Below are 17,348 nucleotides of genomic sequence, written 5' to 3' on the forward strand. Positions count from 1 at the left end.
ACCTGACTTGTTGCATTGGCTTAGTGCCCCGCATCGGACTCGATCGCGTTGATGATGGCGCGGGCCTCGGGTGTGGTCTGGGGCTTGATGGTGTGAAGCGAGCCGTTGATCTCCAGGGTCGCTGAGCGTAGTGGGGCGAGGGTATGGACGATCCGTTTGACCGACAGGCCGGTGACCTGTCGTAGGTAACGCGAGACTGCCAGGGCGGCGAATGCCGTGGTCAGGTGGGCCTCGATGGAGTCAGAGAGCCGGTGGAAGATGGGCCGGGCCCGCAGGTCGGACTTGGCCATGCGGAAGGAGTCCTCGACGTGCCAGAGGTCGTGGTAGGCCCCGATCACCTGGACCGGAGTCATCACCGATACTGGAATATTGGTCACGTATCCCTTCAACCCGACCAGTTGGCGGGCCCGGTCGATCGCCTTGTGATCCAAGGACAAGCCGTTCGCCGATGCGCTGACGAACCGTGGCTTGCGGGCCGGTCTGTCACCGTCGACCACGGCTTTGGCGCGGTTCTCCTGAGCCGTCAATGTGGCCGAGTCCCGCACGGCCCGTTTGCGGGAGTACTGCCAGACCGCCCGCCAGCTATCGGTGGACCCGGCTGGATCCCAGACCGGCTCGGCCCGTCTGCTGCGAGGGTGGCAGGTCTTCCTCCTCACTGTGCGGGGTGTGATCGTGTCGATGATCTGCCCGTCATCGAAGGCCGTGCCGTTCCAGTGGAAATGGCCGGCCAGGTCGCTGGGGGCCTTTACCGACCGGGATCCCACGATGAACCGCAGACCCGCACCGTCCAGGGCCTCCAGATTGGAGGCCGACAGCATGCCGGCGTCTGCGACCACCACCATGTCGGCGATCTCGTGGGCCGACCGGTAGGCCTCAACAATCGGGATCAGGGTCGTGGTCTCGGCCTTGTTGCCGGGAAAACAGCCAATCTGGAGGGGAAAGCCCCAGCGGTCCACGAGGAGCCCGACCACGATCTGGGGATCAACCCGGCGTTCCTTCGAATAGCCGACCTTGCGCAGACTGTCCTCGTTCTCAGCCTCGAAGTACAGGGTGGTCACGTCATAGAGCACCAGAGTCACCTCCCCGCCACCGGCCGAGTACCGGTGGCAGGCATCAGTGATCACGGCACGGTAGTCGCGGTCCTGGGCACGAGCCAGGTGCCGGTAGATCGTGGTGTGATGCGGCAGGTCCTGACCCAAACCGGTCAGGACCCGCCCGACAGCCAGTTTCGAGGTGGGTTCGACGATCCGGGCCACAACGACCTGCTCGAACACCTGATCGGCAACCGCGTCGAATCCCAGGCGGCGATAGGCCCTGTCCAGCACAGACCACAACAGGTCCGAGGCCGTCGAGACGACCTGCGCAGGCCTGGCAAGCGCTGAACTCTCATGGCGTCCAGAGTCCTCACCGGTCAACCTGTCCTGGACCACGGGCTCGGTGAACGACTCCTCGACCGCAACCGGGATCTCCACGCCCAGGTCCAAGGGCTCCTGGCCGCTCAACTGCTCGATCCTGGCCCAGGCAGTGGTCTTGAGTACCGCCAGTTCCTCGTCACTGTGAGCCGAGCCCACATACTCCACGATGATGCGCCTGCCCCGTCGCTTCTCAGCGATCTGGACCGCCACCGCACCCGAACCCGTGCGGACCGTCCGGACATAGGTCATGACCCCCACAATACGGGCCCCCAGGACCGTCTTAGTGCCCCAAAACAGCCACGATCGAACACGAAACCCCTAGCCAGACCAACACACCCGACCGAACCCCGAAAAACTGCATCAAGTCAGGCTTACTGCCCGCCCCACCTAAGCGAAAGAACACACCGCTACACCACTACGAGGGACTTGACCGGCCGTGCCCGCGATCGCCGCCCCGAGGTAGCCGACGGTCACGCTCGACTGCGACGGGGCGACCTTCACGCGCGACAGCCACCTTGGCGGCATCCTGCACCAAGCGATGCTGTGGGCGGCTGCCTCCCTCCGATCAGGTGAGGAAAGGGCCTCCACCACTAGACTCGTCCCTACACACCGGCTGGCCATACTTGGTCATGCCGGGAGGACGGAGGAGAGTATGGCCCGACGACCCCTTGCCGACGAGGCCATCGACGCGATCTTGGACCACATCGTCGACGGCACGTTTGCGCCCGGCGAGGCGTTGCCGTCGGAACAGGACCTTGCGAATCTCCTTGGTGTCTCGCGCCCGACGATGCGAGAAGCGGTCCGTGCGCTCACCGACCGTGGCATCCTCAACGTCGTGCACGGCCGTGGCACCTACGTCACCGAGCAGCGCGAGTGGCGCGACCTGCCCACGTTTATCAACGTCGTCGCCCGCACCACCTCACCCCGGGAACTCGGCCGTCAGCTCACGGAGGTGCGGCGGATGATCGAGGTTGGCGCCTGCGGACTTGCTGCGCAGCACCGTACAGACGAGGACCTCGACGCCCTGCGAACATGCCTCGCAGACTATGATCGGGCTGCCGCCAGGGAAGACATCGAAGAGGTCGTCCGCCTCGACCTCGACTTCCACGAGTGCATTCTCCGCGCGACAGGCAATCCCTTCCTCGCCCCCGTCATGCACTCGCTGACCGATGCCCTCCAGCGTTCCCGTCGGGTCACCTCGGCGCAGGTTGAGGTGCGGGAGCGCGCGACGCGCCACCACCGCGACATCCTCCGGGCGATCAAGGTCAGGGACGCGGAGGCAGCCAAGAACGCCATGCGGGCACACATGACGCAGACGCGCGACGACATCGCGAAGTTTGCCTCGGACCACTGAGCCGGCCAAATCTCCGACGATCCCTTGCGCAACATTCTTCGGTGTGTCTACCATCAAGCAAAGACCTCAGAGGTCTGAGCACAAAGGAGTGAGAGCATGGCTTTCCTGTTGGCCGAACTCTTGGACGGGATGCCCCCAGCGCGTGAGCTGACGGCAGCGGACGTCGTCGAGGCGCGTACGAGAGCGAACGACACCACCACCTACGTCGTCCTCGACGACGACCCCACCGGCACGCAGTCCGTCGCCGATCTTCCGGTGCTCACGCACTGGGAGGTCGAGGACTTCCGCTGGGCCTTCTCGAGCGGGAAACCCGCCGTCTACGTCATGACCAACTCGCGGTCGCTGGCCCCCGACGACGCAGCGCGCGTCAACAGGGAGGTCGTAGCCGCCGCGATCGAGGCCAGTCAAGGGCACCCCGTCGCTTTTGTCTCGCGCTCGGACTCCACGCTGCGCGGGCACTTCCCGTTGGAGCCCGACACCATCGCCGACGAGCTAGCTCGGCATGGAGCGCGCCCCGTCGACGGCGTGGTCATCGTCCCTGCCTTCGGTGACGCGGGCCGAATCACGGTACGCGGTACCCACTACGCCGGATCCGTGGCCGAGGGGTTCTCACCCGTCGGCGAGACGCAGTTCGCGCGCGACGCGACGTTCGGCTACTCCTCGTCGCACCTGCCTCGCTGGGTGGAGGAGAAGACCGACGGCGCCGTCCCCGCCGCCGACGTGCTGGTGCTCGATCTCGCCACGCTCCGCGCCGACCATGAGGGCGCCATCGCGTTGTTGCGCTCGGCGACGAACCGGCAGCCGATCGTCGTGGACATTGTGGAAGAGAACGACCTGCGCGCTCTGGCGCTCGCCCTCATCGCGGCAGAGTCCGCTGGCTCACACTTCGTGTATCGCGTAGGTCCGCCGTTTCTCCGCGGCCGCATCGGACAGGCTGTCAAGGAGCCCGTGAGCGTCGACGAGATCCGCGCCTCCCGCAGCGGTCGTGACGTTACGCCGGGCGGACTGATCGTCGTTGGGAGTCACGTGGATCTCACCACTCACCAGCTCAACCTTCTCCGCGAGACGCAACAGCCGTTCGAGCTCGAAATCGAGGTGGCGCAGATCGTCGGTGAGGGCCGTCGGGATGAGCATGTTCGTGATGTCGCTGCCCGCGCGGCAAAGCACCTCGCCGAAGGGAATGTGGTCGTCCGCACTTCCCGCGCCCTCGTCACGGGCCCCGACAGGCAGGCGTCGCTCGACATCGCTCGGAGAGTCTCGGAGGCCGTCGTCGAGGTGGTGCAGCAGGTGCTGGCGAAGACGTTGCCGCGGTTCGTCGTCGCCAAGGGTGGCATCACCTCATCCGACGTGGCGACGCACGGGCTCGGCTTCCGGCGGGCTAACGTCGTCGGTCCGATGCTGCCGGGCATCGTGTCGCTCTGGTCCGCCCAGGACGGCCCCGCAGCCGGCATTCCGTTCGTCGTGTTCGCTGGCAACGTTGGGCAGGCCAATTCGCTGGCCGAAGTCGTCGTGAAACTCACCCAAGCTTGATCCCACCACCATCGCTGTTCCCCTCCAACCGAAAGGATTTAACCATGAACATCGCCGTTCTCGGCCTGGGTGCCATGGGACTGCCCATGGCCACCTGGCTTACTCAGTCATTCACCGTGACGGGCTTCGACATCGCCGACGAGCGCGCCCAGCTCGCAGCCGAACAGGGGGTCACCTGCCGCGCCAGCGCGCGAGAGGCCTGCGCCGACGCGGACGTCGCCCTTGTCGCAGTGCGCAATCAGGCCCAGCTCGAAGAGCTCCTCTACGGCGGCGCGGGCATCGTCGAGATGTTGCCGAAGGGCAGCGCGATCATCCTCACCTCCACCGTCGGTATTGCTGCTGTCGAGCAGGTCGCGCAACGGCTTGCGGACGACGGCATCGGCCTCGTCGACGCGCCCGTCTCAGGAGGCCCCGTCCGCGCGGGCAAGGGTGACCTGCTGGTCGTCGTCGGAGCGTACCCCGACGTGTATGCCCACGCCCTTCCTGTGCTCGAGGCCATGGCCTCCAACCTGGTGCTCGTCGGTGAAACGCCCGGCAAGGGGCAGGCCATGAAGACGGTCAACCAGCTCCTCTGCGGCGTCCATATCGCCGCCGCAGGCGAGGCGCTGGCGCTCGCGGGCCAACTTGGCCTGGACCAAGAGAAGGCCCTTGAAGCGCTCATGTCCGGCGCTGCCGCGTCTTTCATGCTGGGCGACCGCGGTCCCCGCGCCATTCAACGCTATCGCGGCGAGGAGGCTGAGGTGAAGTCACGCGAAGACATCTTCGTGAAGGACATGGGGATCGTGACGGCCACCGCCAAGTCGGTGGGCATGGCCGTTCCCGTCGCGGCCGCAGCCGAACAACTTTACCTGCTCGGCTACGCGAACGGTCAGGCTGCGCGCGACGATTCGTCGATCATCGACGTCGTCACCCCAAAGCGGGGCTGACATGGGAGCCGGAGCGCTGCTCGGCATCGCACTCGGTGCCATCGTGCTGCTGTTGTTGCTGGTTATCGAAGTCAAGATGCCAGCATTCGTTGCCATGCTGCTCGTGTCATTCGGTACCGCGTTGGCAGCGGGTATTCCATTGCTCGACATCATCCCGACGATGACCACGGGCATGGGCAACACACTGTCCAGCGTGATGATCGTCGTCGGTCTCGGCGCGATGTTGGGGCGCCTGATCGAGACGGCCGGCGGTGCCGACTCACTCGCGCAGCGCTTCTCGGCCGCGCTGGGGCCGAAGCGCGTCGTCGCCTCCGTGACTGCGGCCGCATTCGTCCTCGGCATTCCCGTGTTCTTCGATGTGGGGTTCATCATCCTTGCTCCGATCATCTTCGGCTTCGCTCGCGCAGCCAAGATCAATCCCCTGCGCATCGGCCTCCCCGTGGCAGGTGCAATGCTGACGGTGCACGTCGCCCTGCCTCCGCATCCGGGCCCGGTTGCTGCTGCGGGTATCACGGGTGCCGACAACGGCATGTCACTGCTCATCGGCCTGCCGATTGCCGCTGTGACCACGGTGATCGGTTTCATAGCCGCAAAGCTGTTCAAGCTCGAGAGCGTCACGCTCGGGGAGTCGCCGGCCACCAAGCAGGCGGAGCCTGTCGACGGCGGAACTCGCCAGCCGCTGGGGGCCGGGACCGTCGTCGCGCTCATCCTGCTGCCGATCGTGCAAATCATGATCGGCACTGTGGGCAACATGATGCTCGCCAAAGGCTCGATGCCGCAGAAACTCGCGGCAGTCATCGGTGCCGCCCCGCTCGCACTCCTCACAGCAGTGATCGTGGCCTACCTCGTCGTCGGCCATCAGCAGCGGTGGGGGCTGGCGAAGCGAGGGTTGGTGCTCGACTCGGCATTACCGGACGTGGCAGTAATTGTGTTCGTCACCGGCGCGGGCGGAGTGTTCGCGAACGTGCTGGTCACGTCGGGTATCGGCAAAGCATTCTCCGAAGTGCTCATCGGCCTCCACATGCCGGTCATCCTCGCTGGCTTCCTGATCGCCGCCGCGCTGCGCGCTTCGCAGGGCTCGGCCACCGTCGCGATCCTCACCGCCGCTGGTCTGATGGCGCAGCCAATCGCCGACGTCGGCTACAGCAGCACCCAGGTGGCGCTCGTAACGCTCGCGATTGGCTTCGGTGGCCTCGGCCTGTCGCACATCAACGACTCTGGCTTCTGGATCGTCACGAAGTACCTTGGGCTCAGCGTCAAGGACGGCCTGCGCACCTGGACAGTCCTGTCGACGATCTTCAGCCTGACAGGCTTCCTGCTGACGTGGGGAGTGTTCGCGCTGGTCTCCTGATCAGGGTGCTGTAAGGCCGCCGTCGGAATGGGCGAAGGCACACCCGCTCGGGTTTTCCCGGGCGGGTGCGCCTTGTGGCACGAATGCGGGAAGGCCCCCGATATCACTACGATTCCCGCCGTGGCGCCACAGCGGCGTCAAGTTGGGAGAAACCGCATGATTCACGTGTCACAGCGGGTCAGACGACTCATGGGTCTCATCATGGCTGCCTTCGTGGGCCTGGTGACCCTCATGGGTTCCGGAATGACCCAGGCACATGCCGACGACTCCTCGTCGGTCAAGGGCAAGACCTTCATCATTGCCACTGACACCACCTTCGCACCGTTTGAGTACCGTGACTCCTCCGGTGAGATGGTCGGTATCGACATGGATCTCATCCGCGAGATCGCGAACCGTGAGGGATTCAAGGTTGACATCAAGGCGATCGGCTTCGACGCTGCGCTCCAGGCCGTCCAGGCGAAACAGGCCGACGCCGTGATCGCCGGAATGTCGATCAGCGACGAGCGCACGAAGGTTTTCGACTTCTCTGATCCGTATTTTCAGTCCGGCGTGCAGATGGCCGTCAAGAAGGATTCGGACATCTCCGGGTACGAGGACCTCAAGGGCAAGACGGTGGTCGCCAAGACTGGCGCCGAGGGCTTGATGTATGCCAAGTCCATCGCGACGAAGTACGGATTCACCGTCAAGGCCTTGGACAAGGCGGACACCATGTACTCCGAGGTGCAGACCGGTAACGCGGTCGCCGTCTTCGACGACTACCCGGTACTGGCCTACGGCATTGCCCAGGGCAATGGCTTCAAGACCGTCACGCCCAAGGTGGCTGGCGGGTCCTATGGTTTCGCGGTCCTCAAGGGCACCAATGTGGCCCTCATGAATGCCTTCAACAAGGGCTTGGCAGACGTCAGGGCCGACGGCACCTACGACAAAATGGTCGACAAGTACCTCAAGGCCCCCGACGCTGAGGCCGACCAGTCCTTCTGGCAGCTCTTCGTGAGCAGCTTCCCTGCGCTCATGAAGGGTCTGGGAATGACCCTGGCTGCCACTGCGCTGAGCTTGCTGTTCGCAGCGATGCTCGGCGTCATCTTCGGGTTCTGCAAGGTGTCCGGTATCGGGATCCTCAAGGTCATCGCGGCCATCTACGTCGACGTCTTCCGAGGGACACCGCTGCTGGTCCAGGCCTTCTTCTTCTACTTTGGTCTGCCCACGGTGACCGGGATCAAGATCGGCGTACTGACGGCCGGCGTCCTGACCCTGTCCCTCAACGCCGGTGCCTACATGACTGAAATCGTTCGCGGCGGCATCCAGTCCGTTGATCCCGGGCAGATGGAGGCGTCCCGATCCCTGGGCCTGAACTGGATGCAGTCGATGCGCAAGGTCATCGTTCCGCAGGCGGTCAAGATCAGCACCCCGGCTGTCATCAACCAGTTCGTCATCAGCCTCAAGGACACCTCGCTGCTGGCTGTCATCGGATTCGCCGAGCTGACCTATCAGGGCCAGCAGATCATCGCACGGAACTTCCGGTCCTTCGATATCTGGCTGATGGTCGGCATCATCTACTTCATCGTCATCTTCGCCCTGACGAAGCTGTCGAACTTCGTCGACAGAAAGGTGAACAAGTGACCACCGCAACTTCCTTTGACGGCCCCATGATCGAGGTCATCGACCTGCACAAGTCCTTCGGGGAGATGGAGGTGCTCAAGGGCATCTCGGCCACCATCACCAAGGGTGAGGTGTTGTCCATCATCGGCCCTTCCGGGTCCGGAAAGTCAACGTTCCTGCGCTGCCTTAACCTGCTGGAGGAGGTGACGAGCGGCACCGTCAAGGTGGAGGGCCAGGACCTCACTGCCAAGGACACCGACATCAACAAGGTGCGCCAGAAGGTGGGAATGGTCTTCCAGCACTTCAACCTGTTCCCGAACATGACCGTTGCCGAGAACATCATGCTGGCTCCGGTGCAGCTCAAGAAAGCCAACAGGAAGGAGGCTGCCGAGCGTGCCCGTCAGATGCTGGAGCGGGTGCACATGGCCGACAAGGCCGACGTCCGTCCCTCACAGCTGTCAGGTGGTCAGAAGCAGCGTGTTGCGATCGCCCGTGCCCTGGCTATGGATCCCGACGTCATGCTCTTCGACGAGCCGACCTCGGCCCTCGATCCCGAGATGGTCGGTGAGGTGCTCGACGTCATGAGGGACCTCGCCGAGGGCGGCATGACGATGGCCGTCGTCACCCACGAGATGGGATTCGCTCGCGAGGTCGCCGACAAACTGATGTTCATGTCTGACGGATACCTCGTGGAGGAGGGAGATCCGGTCGAGGTGCTCTCCAACCCTCAGCACGAGAGGACGAAGAACTTCCTGTCGAAGGTGCTGTGAGACACCTCTGAGATCTGACGTGGCGACGCTCCCCAGCGTCGCCACGTCCGTGTCTGGGGGCGTTGGTGGCTGGTGAGAGGGTGCCTGGGATCGCGTGTGGTAATTCGGTTGCTGACGGTCGGAGCTACTATTCACGGTGGCAGGGGGACCGATCACAAACCCGTTCTCCACCACCATGCCGGGTGCCGCCAGACGAAACAGCGTCAGCTCGGAAGTCAGGGTGTGAAAGAGTTCCCGAAGCGACGATGGGAGGACGACGTGAGCCAGAGTCGGCGGGATGTTGTTCGAGGACTGCCGCTGTACAAGCAGGGGGCCGCTCCCGGTGAGGGGACCGTCAAACTGTCGTCCAACGAGAACCCGTTCGGGCCGTTGCCGAGTGTCGTCGAGGCCGTCACCCGGATGCTCGTCGGGTTCAACCGTTACCCGTTGATGAGTGCTGAGGAAGTGCGCTCGGTCATCGCTGAGCATGTCGGCGTCGACATGCGCCAGGTGGCCGTCGGGGCTGGGTCGACCGAGGTCGCCAGCCAACTCATGCATGCCGTGTGCGGTGCTGGCGACGAGATCATCTTTCCGTGGCGCTCCTTCGAGGCCTACCCAATCTTGACCCAAGTCGCCGGGGCCACCCCTGTTCCGGTGCCGTTGACGAAGGATCTGCGTCACGACCTCGACGCGATGGCTGCTGCGATCACCGACCTCACCCGACTCATCTTCCTGTGCACCCCCAACAACCCGACCGGGACGGTCCTGCACACCAACGAGGTGGAGGAGTTCCTGACCAAAGTGCCCGAGGAGGTCGTCGTCGTCATGGATGAGGCCTACTGCCACTTCAACAAGGAGGAAGGCGCCGTAGACGGGCTCAGCCTTCTCGACCACCACCCGAACGTCGTCGTGCTGCGGACCTTTTCCAAGGCTTATGGTTTGGCGGGTCTACGTATTGGTTTCGCGATCTCCACCCCCGAGATCAGTGACGACCTGCGTCGTGTCGCCACCCCATTCACGGTGACCTCCCTGGCTCAGCAGGCTGCAGTCGCGTCGCTGGCCGTCGAGGACGAGCTCAACGAGAGGGTCCAACAGATCATCGCCGAGCGCACCAGGGTCTTTGATGCGCTGGTCGGGCAGGGGTGGCAGGTCAGCCCCTCCCACGCGAACTTCCTGTGGCTGGCAACAGGGGACGACACCGATCGGGTTGACGAGGCGTTGGCTTCCCAGGGCGTCTATGCTCGGTGCTGGAGTAGCGAGGGGATCCGCTTGTCGATGGGGTTGCCTGCGGAGAACGACCGGGCGATCGAGGCGCTGGCTGTTGTGGCCAAGGGCTGAGTTTCAGACCCCCAGGAAGTCCTGCCATTTCGGAAGCTCGGCGTTGACCTGCGCCATTCCGAGGGCATAGGCCTGACGCAGTCTTGTGACGTCCTTCTCCTTGTTGGTGACGGGCATGACGCGCGGGTAGAAGACGTAGGCCTTGCCATCGGCCTCGAGGTCGCGCAGCATCTCCCGGGCGGCGTCGATGGGGATGCCACTCGCGTCACCGATGGCTCCGTCGACGTACTCGACGCCGTCAATGGTCATTGGGGGCATGAAACCAGGCATCGTCGAGCAGGCCCGTACCCGCACCATGAGGTCGTCCATGGTGGTCATCTCGTCGCCGGTGAACCATGTCTGCTGGCCGTTGTCGGTACGGGTGGCGTCAATACGAGATTGCTGGGTGGGTTCGGAGAAGGTCTGGAAGTCGAAGGGGAGTGCCTGGTTGGGCCTACCGGTGCGCTGATAGATGTATTCGGCGTGGAAGAATCCGCGCCCGATGATCCAGGTGCCGAGATTGCCGAATCGGGGGTCGGCGAAGTCGGTGAAGCATTGCCGGGTACGCCAATGGTCGCGAGAGATGTAGTTGACGGGTGTGTGTTGCCCCAGCCGAGATGCCGGACACGTGTGGGAATTCCCAGCCCATGTCCAAGAGTCTGACGATGACGGCGCTGGTGTACGAGGAGCGCATCCCACCCCCTCGAGGACCAGAGCTGTGCGTTCCATGGGAGTGGTCATGCGTCCAGCCTGCCACGCTGCGGGTTGGGATTGGCGGGCAGAATGGGGGAGTGATTCCTCCAACCGATGTTCCTCGTGGTGGCGACCCTGAGCGGGTCGGAGAGGTTGATGTCCGGCCACTCGTGGAGGCGGACCTGGAGTGGCTGTGGCACTGGGATGTCGAGGTTGTCGATCCGCAGTGGAAACAGTGGGACGGGCCGTATTTCGGGGCTGACGATGACCGTACTTTGGAGGAATTCGCCGAGGAATGGCGCTCGGGCCTCATGACTGGCCACCGAGCCGTGGTGACGGTGGACGGGAACCGCGCTGGATTCGTCTCCCGGTTCGAGCTCCCACCAGCTGGAGACGGCTGGTGGGAGCTCGGAATCGTGTTGTTCCGACCTGATCTGTGGGGACGAGGGATGGGTCGTCGAGCGTTGCGATTGTGGACTGAGGAGACCTTCGCGACGACGGATGCGCTGGTGGTGACTCTGACGACCTGGAGTGGCAATGACAGAATGATTCACTGTGCCAATGCTGTGGGATACCGAGAATGTGGCAGGATTCCGCAAGCACGGTCGTGGCAAGGACGTCGGTGGGATTCGGTGACGATGGCCTTGTTGCGCGCCGACTGGACGAGTTGAATGAGGTGGGGGGTGAGCAGATGCGCCGCAGCGTGGTGGTATGTGCCCTGCTCCTCTGTGTCCTCATCTGTGGATGCAGCACCCTCAAACCTTTGACGGATCCGCAACCCACTCCGACATCCTCGGCGAGTTCGCCGACCGTCGGGACTGATGCTCATCCGTCCTGGGCTGTCACGGTGACGCGATCGGGCACGAAACTGGGGAGCTTTGGCGACGACCGCATCCGCATCGAGGTCGAGCAGGCCGCCATCGTGAAGGCTCCCAAGGATTCCGTCATGGTTGATCCGGATGACGGTACGCCGGTGGTGCGCAAGGGATCGCCGATTGTGCTGGTTCGTTACATCATCACGAATCTCTCCACCGCACCGATCAACCTGGGGCTGGGAACTGTGACGATCACTGCGCGTTACCCGGACTGGAGTTGGCGTCAGCCCTTGGTGTCGGTGCCGGCGCCAGCGGCCGATGCCATGCACAAGGTGGTGACGACTCCTTTTGCTCCCGGAAATGCTCGGCCGCCATATGTGTTGGGACCTGGAGAGTCATTCATGGTGGGGGCGAATTACCCCTATGAGACAGCAGAGCAACTCGATGTGACGGCCAAGGTCGTGGTGTGCGATTCGGCAGGGGCGGTGGACCCGGGGTTGGGGTGGACCCTCACCGGTCAGGTGCATTTGGCGTAGCCATGAGGAGTTGGGAGCTCGCCCCCGTATCAATGCGGCGTGTCTGAATGGCACAATCGCCATGTTCATAGGCCACCTTCTGACGGGTGGCGACGGTCTGTGGTGTGATACGCCATTCACTCATGACCATCCCGACAGGGGCGCCAGGGCAGAGTCCGAGATGTTGTTGTCCACAGGAGTGTCCACAACTGCGGTGCCAAACTGTGGATGACGATCGTGAGCGGTGTGATCTGAAACACCCATGAAACTGTTGTTCACAGATGTGCTGTGAGTCTCTTGAGAGCAGCCGAGGCGCGCACATAGCTTCACGGCCATGTCTGCGACGACTCCTGCACACATGGCGACGCCGGCACCTCGGCTTCGTCGCTCGCCCCGTCTCATCGCCATCGGGGTACTCTGCGCCTGCCTGGGCGGCCTGGGCGGAGCATTCGCCTGGCACAGTGCAGCCCATACAGATCAGGTTCTCGTCATGACGCGAGCAGTGGGGCAGGGCGAGATCGTCCGCAATACGGATATCGGTCTGACATCTGTGGCCGTCGATCGGGCGGTGACGACCATCCCGGCATCTCAGCTCGACGAGATTGTTGGCCATCATGCTCTCGTCGATCTTTCTGCCGGCCAACTGCTCGGCTCCCACTCGGTCGGCGAGCTTCGGGTGGCATCGGGGCGCGCTCGGGTTGGTCTCAAGCTCGCTGCTGGACGTCTACCCACCGTCTCCCTTCCCGCCGGAGCTCAGGTGATCTTGGTGGAAACCAGCTCTGACAAGGAGCCCGAGACCGTCTTACAGCTCTCGAAATTTGACGCCGTCGTCGTGGCAGCCCCGAAAGGTACCAGCGATCACGGGGGCTGGCTGGTCGACGTCGAGGTGGATTCCGGCAGTGCGGCCCGGCTCGCTGACCTGGCCTCACTGGACCGCATCGCCCTGGTTGAGAGGGGACGATGATGGCGATCCTGCTTCTCACCAGCTCTGGAGGAGCCCCTGGTCTGACGACGACCGCCCTGGGTCTGGCATTGAGCTGGCCACGCGACGTCATTCTCATTGACGCTGACCCGTGCCCAGGCCACGCCATCGAATCAGGATTCCTGGCAGGACGTGTCTCGCCGCGCCCTGGGCTGATCGGATTGGCCGCTGCTTGTCGTGACGGTGCCGATCCGGTCCAGGCCATGTGGGAGGAAAGCATCCCGCTTCCCCACGATGACGAGAATAGGATGGTCGGGCTCATCAGCGGTTACGGGCATCTTGGGCAGGCGTCTCTCATGGGTGCTGCCTGGCCAGGTCTTGTCAGCGCCATGACCGATCTCGGTCAGGCCGGGGTCGACGTTATTGTCGACGGTGGTCGAATCGGTCCACAAGCCTTGTCCGAGAGCCTCATTTCTCGCTCCTCACTCATCGGAATCGTGACGGGATCGCGTCTGCGACAGCTTGCCGGGCTGTCCATGCGATCGAAGGAGATTGAGGCGATCTCCTCAACCACCACCGCAACGGTGGGACTTGCTGTCGTGGGCTCTGGGCATCCGTACAGCTCGCACGAGATCGGACATCAATTTGGCCTGCCGGTGTTGGGAGAGGTGGCTCGGGATCCTCAGGCTGCGGCTGTCCTGTCCGATGGCGACCCGGCGGGGAAGAGGTGGAGTCGTGGACGGTACGCCTCGAGTCTGCGGGCCCTCGCCGAGACGATGGAACTCAAACTTCGTCGCTCCAACGAGACCATCAACGGGCCACAGCCCATGACCTCGTTGGCCGTGGGGGCGGCGTCATGACGATTGATGAGACCTCTTCGGCGGTATGCCGGTACGCCGATGACACCCCGGTAGCCACCATCGAGAGCCGGGAAGACCTTGCTGGTCTGTTGTCACGGATGTCGCCGTCCGTGACGCCTTCTCCAGCAACGGCTCCTCGCCCCACGCCAAGACGACTCGAGACGACTGACGTTGACTGGCGCACAGTTGTCGTCCTGCGTCGCACGGCGTCGGAGCGCATCTCCTCGGAACGAGCATCGCATCGTGAGCGCAACGGAATCGATCTCAGCGGCGATGACGTGAGGATGCTCGGTCGGTCGATTGTGCGCCAGGTGGTCGAATCCCACGCCGAGAAGCTCACAGTCGAAGGCCAGGCGTTGTGGAGTACGCGCACCAAGGAGGCCTATATCAACGCCGTCATGGACGCGATCTTCGGGTTCGGGCGGCTGCAGCCCCTCTTTCAGATCACTGATGCCGAGAACATTGAGATCAACGGCTGTGATCGGGTCTTCATCCAGTACGGAGACGGACGACGTGAATCGGGCCCACCGGTCGCCGACAGCGATGACGAACTCGTGGAGGCGATCCGCTTCCTGGGAGAGTCCGCCAACCCGCCGCGGCCCTTTGACGACGCCCATCCGACGATGACGGTGGCTCTCGGCTCGGAATATCGTCTGCACGCCATCGGGTTCGGGCTGTCCTACCGGCCCTCGGTCGTCATCCGTCACCACACCCTGACGAGGGTGACGATCGATGACCTCGTCGCCACCGGAATGATGCCCAACCACGTCGGAATGTTGTTGCGCGCGGCCGTGCTGGCCCGACGATCCATCGTCATTGCGGGAGACCAGGGAGCTGGCAAGACGACCCTGTTGCGTGCCCTTGTCGACACGATCCCGCCCACTGAGCGGTTCGGAACCCTCGAAACCGACTATGAGTTGCTGACCCACCTCAACCCGGATCGCGACAACATGGTCGCCCTACAGGCCACCGTCGGGCTCGGGGAGAAGGTGGATGGTCGCTCCCTCGGTGAATTCACGGTTGCTGATCTCATCCCGGAGGCGCTACGTCAGAATCTGTCACGCCTCGTCGTCGGCGAGGTTCGCGGTGTCGAGGCAGCCGCCATGTTCGAGGCGATGCAGGCTGGGGCCGGAACCATGAGCACCACCCACTCCCATTCCGCGACCTCGACCATGGATCGTTTGGCTGGACGAGTCGCCATGGGCGGGGTCATGACGATCGAAGAGGCGTACCGCCAGATCGCCCACAACATCACCTTCCTCGTCCACGTCACCTTGGTCGACGACACCTGGCGAGGAGGAACCCGGAGTCGTCACGTCACGGAAATACGGCAATTGACCGGTGCGTTGGAGAACGGTCGTCCCATCACTCATCTCACCTACGCCGCACCGACTCCCACGAGTCCTGGGCTCTTCCACCCCGACCCGGCCCTCGTTGCTGAACTCGCCCACTACGAGCCCGAGGTGACGAGATGGGCATGAGTACACCAGTCGCCGCGTTGCTGGGGGTTCTGCTGGTCGGAGGACTGACTCTGGTCGTCATCGGGGCAGCCCCAATCCATCAGTTGTCCACAGGTCAATCCACAAGCCTGTGGACAACGGTGGACAAGTGGTTTTCCCGATTGCCCCGCCGCAGCCGCGTCCACGGACTCACTGGTCTGGGGATCGGCGCCCTCGGGTACCTGGTGACGGGCTGGGCGGTGTTGATCGTCATCGTGCCGGTTCTGGCTGTCGTCGTCCCTGCCTTGTTGGTCGACCCGCCACGGCATGACCTCGATGTCATGCGCGCCTTGGAACGGTGGGTGCGTCTGGTCAGCGGTTCCGCGTCGACGGGCAAGTCTGTCATCGACGCCATCCGAGCGACGCGTCGTCAGGCCCCGGAAGTGCTTGTGGAACCGCTCACTCGCATGGTGGCGCGGCTGGATTCGCGATGGGACACCCGAACTGCCCTCCAAGGCCTTGCTGACGACCTCGACAGCGCGGACGCCGACCAGGTCATTGGCGCGATCATGATGGCAGCCGAGCGAGGGGGAACGGGAGCCACCACCACCCTTGATGCGCTGGCCGCATCCCTCCAGGAACGGATTCGTGCAGCTCGAGAAATCCGGGCTGAGCGAGCCAAGCCACGAGTCGTCGTCCGCCAGGTCAGCGTCATCATCGCCGTCGTGCTGGCTGGCGCATTCGTCCTGGGACGGGAATATGTGGCTCCTTATCGCACTGGTGTCGGCCAGCTGCTGCTGTGCTGCTACGCCGGGTTGTACCTCGTCGGACTCATCGCCCTGTCGCGACGCAGCAGGCCTCGACGGCGCGCCCGGATCCTGCTGAGACGGGAGGCCGACCATGACTGAATCCACCCAGGTCCTTGCCGCGATCTGTGGAGCACTGCTGGCATCCGCTCCCATCGTCGTCATGGCGGGAAGACGTGGTGCTCCTCTGAGGCTGTCTGACGCTCTGGCAGGGTTGTCCGCGCCTATCCGGCAGGACGCCGTCGCCGGTCCAGCCTCCGAGGATGGACGGCTGGAGAGATGGGGAGCACGCGCTGCGGCACGGTGGCCACGTCTCATCAGTGAGAAGTCTCGTCGAACCCTCGCGCTGCAGGGCCGGACTCCCGGTGACTTGGTCGCCGAGAAGGCTGTCATGGCGGTGGGCGGAATGACGATGCCCGTCCTCGCCCGAGTCGTGACAGCGATATGGGGTGACGCCCTCCCGGTGACTCCTGTCGGACTGGCGGTTGTGCTTGCCATTCTTGGATGGTTCATTCCTGACACCCGGATCAGGTCACGCTCCAGAGCGGTCCGCCAGGATGCTGCCGAAGCGGTACTGGTCTACATTGACCTCGTCACATTGGCGAGGCTGGCAAATCAGTCGGCACCTCGAGCCCTCGTCGAGGCTGCACAGATGAGTGATCACCCGGTCCTGGCCCGGATCCGCACCACGCTGGAGCGTTCCCGATTGGAACAACAGTCGCCCTGGGCTGGCCTGGAGACTCTGTCCGAGGAACTGGGGCTCCCGGAGCTGGCTGAGCTCGTTGAGGTACTTCGGCTCGACGATCAAGGGGCCTCGCTGGCCGAAACTCTGCGAGCACGCGTCAATGACATGAGGGACGCCCATCTCAACCGGGAGAAGGTCGAGGCCCAGACGACCTCCGAATCCTTGACGATCTGGATGGTCATCCCAGTTCTCGTCCTGGGCCTGGTGCTCATCACTCCACCGCTTCTGATCATGGCTGGGGTGGCGTCATGACCACGCCCTGCACCCTCAACACCCTGCCCCACAACAGGGTTCGTGACGTCACCGGAGAGA

15 protein-coding genes and 1 pseudogene are annotated in these 17,348 nt (G+C 63.8%); 14 read left to right on the forward strand and 2 right to left on the reverse strand.

Translation table 11 applies throughout. The features are described from left to right. Positions 1 to 20: 20 nt before the first annotated feature. Positions 21 to 1,664, reverse strand: coding sequence for an IS1634 family transposase (locus ACSJJT_RS10180; protein WP_435917672.1), 1,644 nt, complete (start codon positions 1,662 to 1,664; stop codon positions 21 to 23). 403 nt (positions 1,665 to 2,067) lie between these two features. On the opposite strand from ACSJJT_RS10180, the gene ACSJJT_RS10185 reads away from it, so the two are divergent. From ACSJJT_RS10185 to hisC, 7 genes are all read left to right on the forward strand, one after another. Then, positions 2,068 to 2,769 (forward strand): FadR/GntR family transcriptional regulator, encoded by a 702-nt coding sequence (locus ACSJJT_RS10185; protein ID WP_435918179.1) that lies wholly within the window; start codon positions 2,068 to 2,070, stop codon positions 2,767 to 2,769. Positions 2,770 to 2,865: 96 nt separating this feature from the next. Continuing rightward, a complete protein-coding gene (locus ACSJJT_RS10190) occupies positions 2,866 to 4,299 on the forward strand; it encodes a four-carbon acid sugar kinase family protein (protein WP_435918180.1) in 1,434 nt (477 codons plus the stop codon). Positions 4,300 to 4,343: 44 nt separating this feature from the next. Further along, positions 4,344 to 5,225, forward strand: a complete 882-nt coding sequence (locus tag ACSJJT_RS10195) for an NAD(P)-dependent oxidoreductase (protein ID WP_435918181.1) — start codon at positions 4,344 to 4,346, stop codon at positions 5,223 to 5,225. 1 nt (position 5,226) lies between these two features. Beyond that, positions 5,227 to 6,576 (forward strand): GntP family transporter, encoded by a 1,350-nt coding sequence (locus ACSJJT_RS10200; protein ID WP_435918182.1) that lies wholly within the window; start codon positions 5,227 to 5,229, stop codon positions 6,574 to 6,576. Positions 6,577 to 6,732: 156 nt separating this feature from the next. After that, positions 6,733 to 8,196, forward strand: a complete 1,464-nt coding sequence (locus ACSJJT_RS10205) for an amino acid ABC transporter substrate-binding protein/permease (protein WP_435918183.1) — start codon at positions 6,733 to 6,735, stop codon at positions 8,194 to 8,196. After that, entirely contained in the window at positions 8,193 to 8,945 is a 753-nt protein-coding gene (locus ACSJJT_RS10210) for an amino acid ABC transporter ATP-binding protein (RefSeq protein WP_435918184.1), read from the forward strand. The genes ACSJJT_RS10205 and ACSJJT_RS10210 overlap by 4 nt, the downstream gene beginning before the upstream one ends. Before the next feature lie 258 nt (positions 8,946 to 9,203). Further along, complete coding sequence (gene hisC, locus ACSJJT_RS10215; RefSeq protein WP_435918185.1) at positions 9,204 to 10,262, forward strand: histidinol-phosphate transaminase; 1,059 nt, start codon at positions 9,204 to 9,206, stop codon at positions 10,260 to 10,262. Between the two features lie 3 nt (positions 10,263 to 10,265). Here the strand turns inward: hisC and ACSJJT_RS10220 are convergent. Beyond that, positions 10,266 to 10,982 (reverse strand): annotated as a pseudogene (locus ACSJJT_RS10220) (patatin-like phospholipase family protein). A gap of 50 nt (positions 10,983 to 11,032) precedes the next feature. Between ACSJJT_RS10220 and ACSJJT_RS10225 the strand changes: the two are divergent. The 7 genes from ACSJJT_RS10225 to ACSJJT_RS10255 all read left to right on the forward strand — a co-directional run bounded on the left by ACSJJT_RS10225 (position 11,033) and on the right by ACSJJT_RS10255 (position 17,288). Further along, the gene (locus ACSJJT_RS10225; protein ID WP_435918186.1) at positions 11,033 to 11,605 is read left to right on the forward strand and encodes a GNAT family N-acetyltransferase; all 573 of its coding nucleotides are present in this window, start codon (positions 11,033 to 11,035) and stop codon (positions 11,603 to 11,605) included. A gap of 20 nt (positions 11,606 to 11,625) precedes the next feature. Then, the gene (locus tag ACSJJT_RS10230; protein ID WP_435918302.1) at positions 11,626 to 12,285 is read left to right on the forward strand and encodes a hypothetical protein; all 660 of its coding nucleotides are present in this window, start codon (positions 11,626 to 11,628) and stop codon (positions 12,283 to 12,285) included. Between the two features lie 469 nt (positions 12,286 to 12,754). Further along, positions 12,755 to 13,228, forward strand: a complete 474-nt coding sequence (locus tag ACSJJT_RS10235; RefSeq protein ID WP_462981576.1) for an SAF domain-containing protein — start codon at positions 12,755 to 12,757, stop codon at positions 13,226 to 13,228. Next, complete coding sequence (locus ACSJJT_RS10240; protein WP_435918304.1) at positions 13,228 to 14,046, forward strand: hypothetical protein; 819 nt, start codon at positions 13,228 to 13,230, stop codon at positions 14,044 to 14,046. Before ACSJJT_RS10235 ends, ACSJJT_RS10240 begins: the two co-directional genes overlap by 1 nt. Positions 14,047 to 14,330: 284 nt before the next feature. Beyond that, complete coding sequence (locus ACSJJT_RS10245) at positions 14,331 to 15,527, forward strand: TadA family conjugal transfer-associated ATPase (RefSeq protein WP_435918305.1); 1,197 nt, start codon at positions 14,331 to 14,333, stop codon at positions 15,525 to 15,527. Next, on the forward strand, positions 15,518 to 16,393 hold the full coding sequence (locus ACSJJT_RS10250) for a type II secretion system F family protein (protein ID WP_435918187.1): 876 nt from the start codon (positions 15,518 to 15,520) through the stop codon (positions 16,391 to 16,393). The genes ACSJJT_RS10245 and ACSJJT_RS10250 overlap by 10 nt, the downstream gene beginning before the upstream one ends. Continuing rightward, a complete protein-coding gene (locus tag ACSJJT_RS10255) occupies positions 16,386 to 17,288 on the forward strand; it encodes a type II secretion system F family protein (RefSeq protein WP_435918188.1) in 903 nt (300 codons plus the stop codon). The genes ACSJJT_RS10250 and ACSJJT_RS10255 overlap by 8 nt, the downstream gene beginning before the upstream one ends. The last annotated feature ends 60 nt before the right edge of the window (positions 17,289 to 17,348 follow it).

The organism is Cutibacterium nasicola (genome assembly GCF_051303185.1).
In the GTDB taxonomy this organism is placed as follows: Bacteria; Actinomycetota; Actinomycetes; order Propionibacteriales; family Propionibacteriaceae; genus Cutibacterium.